Source organism: Oribacterium sp. (assembly GCF_057249185.1).
The window spans coordinates 1-3,279 of record NZ_DBHIGR010000206.1 but is presented as its reverse complement, the minus strand read 5'-3'; the positions used below and the strand labels follow the sequence as shown (position 1 = coordinate 3,279).

The following is a 3,279-nucleotide window of genomic DNA, read 5'->3' as shown; positions in this document are numbered from 1 at the left end:
TTATTCCCAGGGACTCAAGCTTACGCTGATAAGCAATAGCGCTTTCCTGTCCGGTAAAACGAGTTAAAACCACAGAACCCACATAAAGGCCATATCCCCGGAAGGCATCAATTAAACGAAGCACATCCATATCATAGGTAATGCCCAAATCGCCTCTGACCTTATTCTTCTCTATATCACCGGCATGGATAGCAATCACGATTTCCGCATCATCCTTAAGCTCTCCCAGCATCCGAATCTTACTGTCCGGATGGAATCCAGGCAATACTCTGCTGGCATGATAGTCGTCAAAGAGTTTTCCGCCAAATTCCAGATATAGCTTCCCGCCGAACTTCGCAATTCTTTCCTTGATATGCTCTGACTGGGTTTTTAAATACTGCTCATTATCAAAACCGATCTTGTCCATCTTTCCCTCCTATTTTTTTACTAAACTGCCACATTTTTAAAAAAGCTCTTTTCGGAAGATTCATTTTGCATGAAATCCACTCCAAATCCCCTACAACAAAAAAGTTATTATACTGCTTTTTGAAATTTTTGCATCAGTTTTTTATTCTTTATTCCAGAAATAAATCCATATTCTTTTTTTGGTGTTCCACCTCTTTGGAAAAGAATACCGCTACCCTGAAAAAGGCCTTTTCCTCCCCAAAGAAGAAAAGCTTTTTCTCCTCTTCCTTTGCATAATATTGTAAGAGAGAATCCGTATAAGCCATCCAAAGAATACACTTTCTGATAAGATGAAATAAAGGCAAAATGGATTTTTTCTTTAACCCTGTCATTAAATAACGAAAAGTATAATATCTGCAAAGCCCTTCCAAATATAGCTTTTCTCCATCTCTGTAAAAGCTTTGCATTTTATCCTGCAAATCCTTTTCCGCCCTATGAAAAATTGTCAGAAAACTCTTCCACAATTCGCCTCTCCCTTGAATTTCCTCATTCATTTTGCAATATTCTCTAAAGCTTTCCTCTGAAAAAAACGGCTCCGTTAATCCGTTTTCCAAGGCTTCCAATTCTTTACAATATGGAAAAGCTGTATTTTCATAAAACAAAAGCTCTTCTCCCTGTAAAAATACCGTTTTCAGCTCCGCAAAAAATCCATGAATATCCTTAGGAAAGTCGGGTAAGGCCTCCCAAAGACCTTGGCGAAAAGCCAAAAGAGAAACCAGGTTTTCATTCTGTCCGTTATGGTCAAAGCCCTTTTCCGGAATATCCTCCTCTTCGGAAATTCTTTCATCCTCCAGCTCTTCCCGAATCAGTTCCCCTTTCCAGGACAGAATAGCCTTAGCTGCCTCTTCACAGGATAAATGCAGATCCAGCTGCATATAAGGATGAACAATATATTCCTTTCTGGGATAAGCATCGCAGACCTTGGAAAGCTCCTCTTCTCCCCTTTCTCTCTGAATTTCACAAAGACCATCCTCCTGAAGAAATGGACATCTTCCATCCTTCTCCACCTCAAAATAAAATTCGCCGTCCTTTTTATGGAGCTTCTTTCTAAGCTTCTCTCCTAAAGCACCGCCCATTTTTTGATATTTTTCCGCAGTATCAAAATCAATGTCAATTAACCAGTCTTTGCAACAGCTGTCTTTACAAGCCTTCCCTATACAGGCAAAATCCGGATAAAAAAGAGGATACTCTAAAAGCATAGGCTTAATCCCTCCCTTACTTGAAAATGGCTTTCTGCAAAAAAGCGATATTTGGCCGCCTTGTATTCCGCCAAATTTTTAGCCTTTCGAATCTCCTTTAAGCCCTTTTCTCCGCCCCGGTAGGACTTGGCAAAATAGCTCCAAAATTCTTTGTACTTTGCCAATATATTTCTTTCTCCTTGGATTTCTTTGGCAAAATTCTCTTCCACCAAACCGAGAAAGTCCCTAAACTCTTCTTCCTCCAAAACCTTTCCGCCTCGAGCCTCCCGAAAAAGAGCCGGATTGGACAGGAGCCCTCGTCCGCACATTATCCCCTGAATCCGAGGAAACTTTTCCTGTAGAAACAAAATATCCTCCCCTGTTTCCACATCTCCGTTATATACAAGGGGAAGCTTAGAGCATTTACATATATTTTGAAAACAAGGTAAATTCACTCGGCCGGAATAATGCTGCTTTTGGGTTCTGGGATGAACGATGATTTCCGAAAAAGGAAAATGATTGAATACCTCAAAAAGCTCTTCCCATTCTCCTTCTGTATTTAAACCTATTCTTGTCTTTATGGAGACCTTCATTTTCGAATTCTTCAGCAAGGAAAAAAGCTCTTGAAAGAAGTCTTCCAATACCATCGGATTTCTAAGCATGCCGGAGCCTTTCCCCTTAGCCACCACGGTCCCGCTGGGACAGCCCAGATTTAAATTACACTCTTGATATCTCAACTCCTCCAGATATTCCATAGTCGCATGAACAAAGTCCGGGCGATTTCCCATAATTTGGGGAATCAGCACTAAGCTATTATTGTTCTCTACTGCACAATCTCGTTCGATTCTTCCGGTATAATGCCCTTCCTCATTGGAAGAAATAAAGGGACTAAAATATCCATCCGTTTCCGGAAATAAAGCTCTATGGGCATTCCTAAGAGGATAGCCTGTAATGGATTCCAATGGGGCAAAATAATACTTCATAATCTCTCCTAAAAATTTCCGGTGAAAAAGGCCAAAAACAGCAGAATAATCAGCATTTGCCCATGTACCATCAGATAATGCAAAAGAAAAAGCTTCAGGTTCACAAGCTTGGCTCTACGTAAGAAAACAATAGCCATAATACTGCTATAGTTTAACGCCAAGGGATGAATCGTGGATAATATGGAAGCCACAATCAGCTGTCTTCCCTTGGTGCTGAAGGAGGACAACAGTACAGCGGCAGGAAGTCTTGTGAAAATTTCCGACAGGATAAAGCCTCTACCGGTCTCATGGGCAAGAATCCATTCTCCAAACAAGCGACTAAGCAATGCACTATGATAGGTACTTTCCTTTAACAGCAAAATCAAAAAGAGAAAAAGAAATAGAAAGCCATCCAGCTTTAAGAAAATTCTTCTTCGAAAGATAAGCGTATATAAGATAAGGGCGGGAAAAAGCAAAAGAATCGGAATAATCCGAAGATAAGACAAGAATATTAAAAGGGAAAACAGGGAAAAATGAATCAGAGCATTGGTATCCAGCTTGCTTTCCCTGAAATTCCCCTGAAATACGTCATTTTCTTCCTCTTGTAAAATCAGTACATAGGGAAGCAAAAAGATTCCTCCAAAAAGGAAGAAGATAAAGCTAATCCTTAAGAAGGACAGAAAGCTATAGCCATA

At 40.2% G+C, this 3,279-nt stretch carries 3 protein-coding genes and 1 pseudogene; all 4 read right to left on the bottom strand.

What is annotated here, in order from left to right:
* The coding region (locus tag ACO4PX_RS09440; protein WP_485572415.1) for a DUF1846 domain-containing protein at positions 1-406 on the bottom strand (406 nt) is incomplete at its 3' end.
* A gap of 148 nt (positions 407-554) precedes the next feature.
* Positions 555-1,643 carry a flagellin lysine-N-methylase gene (gene fliB / locus ACO4PX_RS09435; RefSeq protein WP_485572413.1) on the bottom strand — a complete coding sequence of 363 codons (1,089 nt, stop codon included), beginning with the start codon at positions 1,641-1,643 and terminating at the stop codon, positions 555-557.
* Positions 1,634-2,605, bottom strand: coding sequence for a tRNA dihydrouridine synthase (locus ACO4PX_RS09430; protein ID WP_315375657.1), 972 nt, complete (start codon positions 2,603-2,605; stop codon positions 1,634-1,636). The genes fliB and ACO4PX_RS09430 overlap by 10 nt, the downstream gene beginning before the upstream one ends.
* Positions 2,606-2,613: 8 nt before the next feature.
* A pseudogene (locus tag ACO4PX_RS09425) lies at positions 2,614-3,279 on the bottom strand (hypothetical protein); the annotation flags it as partial.